This window comes from Sphingobium wenxiniae, assembly GCF_007830065.1.
GTDB classification, from domain to species: Bacteria; Pseudomonadota; Alphaproteobacteria; order Sphingomonadales; family Sphingomonadaceae; genus Sphingobium; species Sphingobium wenxiniae.
In genome coordinates, this window is the sequence record NZ_VLKK01000046.1 from 1 (window position 1) to 6,401 (window position 6,401).

Sequence of the window (6,401 nt, forward strand, 5' to 3'; positions counted from 1 at the left end):
GGCCCTTGGCACGCCTGTCGGAAGGCCCCGGCGGGCGGGGCCGGACAGATCAGGAGCGTTCTCATGTCCCAATCCTCCCCGAATGCGATGAGCCAGGCCGAGCGGATCGCCCGCGTCGCCGAACTCAATGACGCGCTTCGCCGGTCCATCCATAGCCCGGGCCGCAACCAGATCGTGATGACTGCGGGCGTTGCGGCGCTGATCGGCGACGTCGCCCTGTTCCGCGGCTTTCGCCGCCGCGCGGAGATCCTCCGGATCGTGCGCGACTATGACAGCTTCACGCCCGACAACGATCCGATCGACGAGCATGATTTCGGCCGCTTCGAGTTCGAGGATGCGATCCTCTACTGGAAGATCGACTATTACGATCTCGAGCTCGCCTATGGCTCGCCGGATGCCGCGAACCCCGAGGTCACGACGCGCGTGCTCACTATCCTGCTGGCCGACGAATATTGATCCGGCGCAGCCATCCCCCCGACCGGGGGGATGGCCCGCATAGTCTGCTTGAGCAGACTATGCGGGCAACGGACGCCGCATCCGCAAATGCGGGAGGGGAGGGCGCGGGTCCGAGATGTCGCGCGATTGCGCGTGGCCGGCGCCAGTGGCGCCGTTCGCTTGCCCGTTCACTGGCTCCAAGGAGACTTATCATGGCCGCATATTTCGCCGCGCATCCCGATCACGCGTTTCTCTTCGCGTTCGGCTGCTTCGCCCTCACCGTCTATCTGTTCCGCTATGCCGGTCCCGGCATTGGGGGTGGCGGCGACTGGTCCTCGCGCGATCATTATGAGCGCAACCTGCGCGATGGTCCTGACGACTATTGCTGAGGTGCCGCGGTCATGAAGACGATCGTCGTCAGCCTGCTCAAGGGCGGGGTCGGCAAGACCTTCCTCGCCAGTCATCTCGCCTGGTATCTTGCTGAACCGCCTGAGCGCCGCGTCGCCTTCGTCGATCTCGACCCGCAGGGCAGCTCGACGCGGCGCCTGGGCGCCGAGCGGCAAGGCGGATTTTCCGCCGACCTGTTCGATCCTGCCGCTGCCCTGTGCGCCGACGGGCAGGCCGGGCTAACCGTGCTCGGTGCCGATCCCCGTCTCCAGATGGTCAAGGCGGCGCAGGATGTGCGCGACTTCATCGGCCGCTTCCCGGCGCTCCGCCCGCATTTCGACTATTGCGTTATCGATACCGGTCCCAAGTGGGACGAGCTCACCTTGAGCGCGATGGCGGTCGCCGATGCCGTGATCGCGCCGGTGCAGGTTGCCGAGGATTCGGTCGAATGCGCCAAGATGCTGCTGACCGCGCTGCGCAAGGCCGAGGCCGCGCGCGCCGGCCGCAAGATCGCTTTCCTCGGGCTCCTCCCCTCGATGGTCAATCCGTTCGACCGGCGCGAGATGGAGAATGCGGTGAAGCTGGCGCATGCGGTCGGCGAGAAGCTCATGTTCCCGGCCTTCATCAAGGCGCGGCCGACCTACAAGCATGCCGCGGAAAATCATCGTCCGGTATGGCAGGAGACCGGCAGCGGCGCCAAGGCGGCGGCCGAGGAGATCCGCGCGGTGCTCGCCGAGATCGAGGGGCGCATGACAAGCCAGGAGGTCGCGGCCGCCTGATGGGCAAGTTCGACGAGCGCATCGAGGAGTTCGGACTTCTTGTCGGCGACCATGAACGGGCGCGCCGGGTCGAGGATATCGAACTTGCGCGCATCCTGCCCGACCCCGGCAATCCCCGGCGCAGCTTCGACGATGACGCGCTCGCCGAGCTGGCCGCCTCGATCGCGTCGCGCGGCGTGCTGCAGCCGATCACGGTTACGCCGCCCGACGCGAACGGCATGCACCGGATACGTCTGGGCGAGCGCCGCTTCCGCGCATCGCAGCTGGCGGGCCTTGCCACGATCCCCGCGATCGTCGTGCCGGTCGGCGAGGGAGTGCAACTGCTGGCCGACCAGATCGTCGAGAACGACCAGCGCGCCAATCTGTCGTCGGTCGAGCTCGCCCATGCGATCGCCCGGATGCTGAAGGGCGGGATGAACCAGGTCGAGATCGCGGCGGCACTCGGCCGATCCAAGCAGTTCGTCTCGCTCTATGCCGCCTATGGCGACATGCCGGCCTATCTCAAGGCGGCCCTGCCGTTTGCGCCTATTCGCCTTCTCTATGATCTGCACCGGACGGCGAGGGACTACCCTGCCGAGGTCGAGGCCTATGTCGCCAGCTGGGGCGACGCCGGCGCAACGCTCGCCGCAGGATCGCGCTTCATCGCCGAACTCAAGCAGACGCACCCGGCGCCGGTCCCTCCGCGGGCGCCTGTGGCACAGCCATTGGCCCCCACCGACCGCGATCCGGTTCGATCGGGCCTCACGGACAAACCCTCCGCGCCGATCCGATCTCCTAGACTACCGGTCTTGGTCGACGGCTTCCCTGCGTGGCTCCCGCTGGCGCCTTTGGTCACGGTGATTTTCGAGGATGGCCGCGAGCGTGAAGTCGCTGCCTCGTCGATCGGTCCGACCGGCGAGAGAAGCGAGGCCTTGCCAACAACTGACCCGCCTCCTCCGCGTTCGTAGTTTATCTTGCACGATGGTTTGGGCCGTACCCTTCGGGGTGCGGCCCTTTTCGTGTCGATGGGCGGGGGCAGCGCCGAAGGCGCCGCCCCTTGCTGCGGACGATCGGTGTTCGAGAGGGGTTCGCTGGCCGAAGAACAATAGTCTGCCCAAGCAGACTATAAGATGAGTTGAGTAAAGGTAAGGGCCGGATAGGCTTGGCGCCGGGGATGTAGGACAATAGCGTTGGGGACATGCCCGTCCTCACCTTTCGGCTCGACGATGATGTCGCCCAGCGTTTCGCCGCGCTCGCGGCGGTATCGGGCGGCCGCTCGGCGCTGCTGCGCCGCTTGATCGGTGACGCCTTGGCCATGGAGGCGGGGGAGGGGCATCAGGCGCCGCGCGCCCGCCAGCGCGCAACCTGCCGGGTCGAGGTTCGGCTGATCCCGGAAGAGATCGCCGCGCTCGACCGCGCGGCGGATGTGCTGGGGATGAAGCGTACCGACTGGATCACCACGTTGCTGGCGCGGCGCTTGCGCGCAAACGCGCCCTTGCCGCGCGAGGAGCGGGCGGCCGTCGCGCAGGCGTGGCGCGAGCTCAATCGGATCGGGATCAACCTCAACCAGGCGACCCGCGCGCTCAACGCCTCGGTGATGGTCGAATCCGGCCTCGACGTCGCGCGGGAAGCGGCCAGGGTCGCAAGCTTTAGGTCCGAGATCGTCGATGCGCTCGCCGGTCTCGGGGCCGCGCTCAAGGGCGATCTTCGCTACTGGGACATGGCCGATGCGTGAGGAGGAGGGGGTTCTCCCGCTTCCCAGCCTGATGGAGGCCTGGCGGCCGCCGGCAGGCGGCAAGCGGACCCTGCGCGGCGCCTATGTTCGGATCAAACCGGGCGGAAGCGGGGGCGGGGCCGCCCGGCCGATGTCGATGGGCCAGGCCGAGGCGCGCGCCAAGCTCGAGCGGATCGTGCGCAAGGCGCCCGAGGTGATGGTGAAGGTCTCCGGCAAGCAATATGGCGCTCATCATGTCGCCGAGCATTTCGGCTATGTGGCGCGCCACGGGAAGCTCGCCGTCCGATCGAGCGAGGGCGAGATTATCACCGAGCCGGATCGGCTCAAGGCGATCGCTCAGGACTGGGCGATGCTCGACGAGGCCATGAACGAACATGGCCGGGAACGGCCGACGTCGATGTCGCTGGTGCTGTCGATGCCCGGGGGATCGACCGACGCCGAGACGCTCCATGATGCGGCGCAGGCATTCGCGCGAATCCTGTTCGAGGGGAACCATGCCTATATGCTGGCGCTCCATACCGACACCGATCATCCCCACGTCCATCTGACGGTGGCGACCGAAGGGGCGGACGGAACCCGCTTCAATCCGCGCAAGGCGGATCTCCATCATATGCGTGAGACCTTCGCGCATGAGCTGCGCGCGCGCGGTGTCGCGGCGGAAGCGACACCCCGGCGGGCGCGCGGTCATGTCCAGAAGCGCGTGCGGTCAGCCGCGCTCCATCTCGATGCCCGGCTTGGGGCCGAGGGGCGCAGGCTCAATCTCGCGCAGCTCAACGAACTGCGGGCGCAAAGCTTCGTGCGTGCGGCCGACCAGGAGCGCCGGCCGGAAGATGTCATGGCGCTGGCGCGCCAGAAGCAGATCCGCGGCGCCTATGCCGAGGCCGCCGTCGCGCTCGCCGCCACCGGAAAACCGGAAGATCGGGCCTTGGGGCAGGAAATCGCCGGCTTTCTGGCGGCGATGCCGCCGGCGGTGTCGCGGCGGCTCGCGCGCGCACGGGAGATACTGCAATCCGAACGGCCGCCGCAGGAGCGCCGAAACGAGCCGGAGGGCGTTTCGCCGCCCACAGGTGCGGACGAGGGGCGGCCACCGCCTCACCGGGATCGGGAACGATGATGGCCGGCGCTCCCGCGGGCGGCTTGCCTACCTTGCCTGTGTGGCCTTGGCATCCTATCTGGATGCGATGCCAAAATATCTTGGAAAATAGCGAATTTAGGCGCTGATACGCGCTTCTAGCTTGTTAGAAAAAAGCGTGCTATTATCTAACAGATAGGAGCACAGCCAGTGTCTGCGGTAGCCGATCGGATCATGAAGCGCGTGCGCGGCAAGGGCCGCGGCTGGGTGTTCACGCCCAAGAGCTTCGTCGACTTCGGGACGCGTGGGTCGGTCGACATGGCGCTGTCGCGCCTCGTGACCGCCGGCGACATCCGGCGCATCGGCCGGGGTCTTTATGACTATCCGCGCCAGCATGACAAGCTCGGTGCGCTCAGTCCCGATCCCGCCAATGTCGCCAAGGCCCTCTCGACGCAGAGCGGGGACAAGCTCGCACCGTCGGGCGCGGCGGCGGCGAACAGGCTCGGGCTATCGACCCAGGTTCCCGCCCGGGCCAGCTATGCCACGACCGGCCGCACCCGGGTCAGGCAAGCGGGCGGGCGCAGCCTGACGCTCAAGCACAGCCGCGCACCGGTGCTCGACAATGCGCCGGACTCGGTCAACGCGGTCGTGCAGGCGCTCGCGCATCTGGGGAAGGACAATATCGATAGCGACAAGATCCGGCACTTCGCCGCCCGCCTCGATGATCGCGACATGCGGATGCTCGCCCAGGCCAGGGCCGAGATGCCCGGATGGATGGGCGACGTCGTCTTAAAGATCGGCGCCGCCCGCAATGGATGAGTTCGCACGCAGACCAGCCGAGGATCGGCGCGCCTTTATCGATGAAGCGGCGGCGCGGCGGGATCTGACGCCGATCATCATCGAGAAGGATTTCTGGGTCTGCTGGACGCTACGCCGCCTCGTCATGTGTCCCGACCTCGCCGGTCACATGACCTTCAAGGGCGGGACCTCGCTGTCGAAAGCCTATGGGATCATCGCGCGCTTCTCCGAAGATATCGACCTCACCATCAGCCGCGCGGCGCCGCTGCTCAGCGAAGTCGCCTCGCCGATGGACAGCGACATTACCGGCAAGGAGCGCGAGCGCCGGACCAAGGCGCTCAAGGCGGCGGCACAGGCTTATGTCGCCACGGTCGCCATGCCGATCCTGGCGCGCGAAATCGAAGTCGCTCTCGGCACGGCCGAGGGCTGGAGCCTGGCGCTCGATCCCGACGACAAGGACCAGCAGACGCTGCTCTTCGTCTATCCGCGCACCTCGGGTTACGGGCTCGCCTATGGCGAGAATTACGGCGGCGCGGATGAAAGCGGTTACATCAAGCCGCGCATCAAGCTGGAATTTGGCGCCCGCGGCGACACGGAACCGTTCGCGCTTCGACCGATCTTGCCCTATCTGGCCGAAGACTTTCCCGAGGAACTGCCGGATCCGGTGACCGAGGTGCCGACGCTGGCCGTTGCGCGGACCTTCTGGGAAAAGGTCACGATCCTTCATGCGCTCCATCATAACGGCAAGCTGCGCGAGGGCATGTCGCGCCATTATTATGACGTGCTGATGCTCGACCAGGCGGGCATCACGAACGAGGCGATGGGGCGGATCGATCTGCTCGAGCAGGTCGTGCACAACAAGAGCCTGATGTTCGCGGACAGGTCGGCCTCCTATGACACCGCCGTGGTTGGAACGCTGCGCCTGTCGCCCGATGGCGCGACTTGGGAGAAGCTTGAGCGGGACTATGGCGCGATGTCGGAGATGTTCATGGCCGCGCCGCCGAAATTCGAGGCGTTGATGAAGGGTCTGGCGGCGATCGAGGGGACGATCAACGGGCGTTGATGCCGGAGACCGCGAATGAGCAAGTAATCTAAGTATTTGAAATAGAACGATAAAAGACTGATAATATATCTTATGTTAAATCAGAAAGGGCTAACCCTGCAAACAAGGAGTGAGCCCTTTGTCAGGCGGAACTTCGCTGCATACGTTTTCTGC

At 66.1% G+C, this 6,401-nt stretch carries 8 protein-coding genes; all 8 read left to right on the forward strand.

Annotated elements, in window-relative coordinates:
* Positions 1-63 precede the first annotated feature (63 nt).
* On the forward strand, positions 64-456 hold the full coding sequence (locus IQ35_RS20315; protein ID WP_007688057.1) for a DUF3768 domain-containing protein: 393 nt from the start codon (positions 64-66) through the stop codon (positions 454-456).
* Positions 457-647: 191 nt separating this feature from the next.
* Positions 648-824: a hypothetical protein gene (locus IQ35_RS21290; protein WP_007688055.1), complete on the forward strand. Its 177-nt coding sequence runs from the start codon at positions 648-650 to the stop codon at positions 822-824.
* Between the two features lie 12 nt (positions 825-836).
* Entirely contained in the window at positions 837-1,601 is a 765-nt protein-coding gene (locus IQ35_RS20320) for a ParA family protein (RefSeq protein ID WP_007688046.1), read from the forward strand.
* A complete protein-coding gene (locus IQ35_RS20325) occupies positions 1,601-2,548 on the forward strand; it encodes a ParB/RepB/Spo0J family partition protein (RefSeq protein WP_007688045.1) in 948 nt (315 codons plus the stop codon). The genes IQ35_RS20320 and IQ35_RS20325 overlap by 1 nt, the downstream gene beginning before the upstream one ends.
* Positions 2,549-2,778: 230 nt before the next feature.
* The gene (locus IQ35_RS20330) at positions 2,779-3,315 is read left to right on the forward strand and encodes a plasmid mobilization protein (protein ID WP_031295761.1); all 537 of its coding nucleotides are present in this window, start codon (positions 2,779-2,781) and stop codon (positions 3,313-3,315) included.
* Positions 3,308-4,429, forward strand: a complete 1,122-nt coding sequence (locus IQ35_RS20335) for a relaxase/mobilization nuclease domain-containing protein (RefSeq protein ID WP_007688043.1) — start codon at positions 3,308-3,310, stop codon at positions 4,427-4,429. The genes IQ35_RS20330 and IQ35_RS20335 overlap by 8 nt, the downstream gene beginning before the upstream one ends.
* Before the next feature lie 168 nt (positions 4,430-4,597).
* Positions 4,598-5,206, forward strand: coding sequence for a DUF6088 family protein (locus IQ35_RS20340; RefSeq protein WP_007688042.1), 609 nt, complete (start codon positions 4,598-4,600; stop codon positions 5,204-5,206).
* Entirely contained in the window at positions 5,199-6,248 is a 1,050-nt protein-coding gene (locus tag IQ35_RS20345; protein WP_007688041.1) for a nucleotidyl transferase AbiEii/AbiGii toxin family protein, read from the forward strand. The genes IQ35_RS20340 and IQ35_RS20345 overlap by 8 nt, the downstream gene beginning before the upstream one ends.
* The last annotated feature ends 153 nt before the right edge of the window (positions 6,249-6,401 follow it).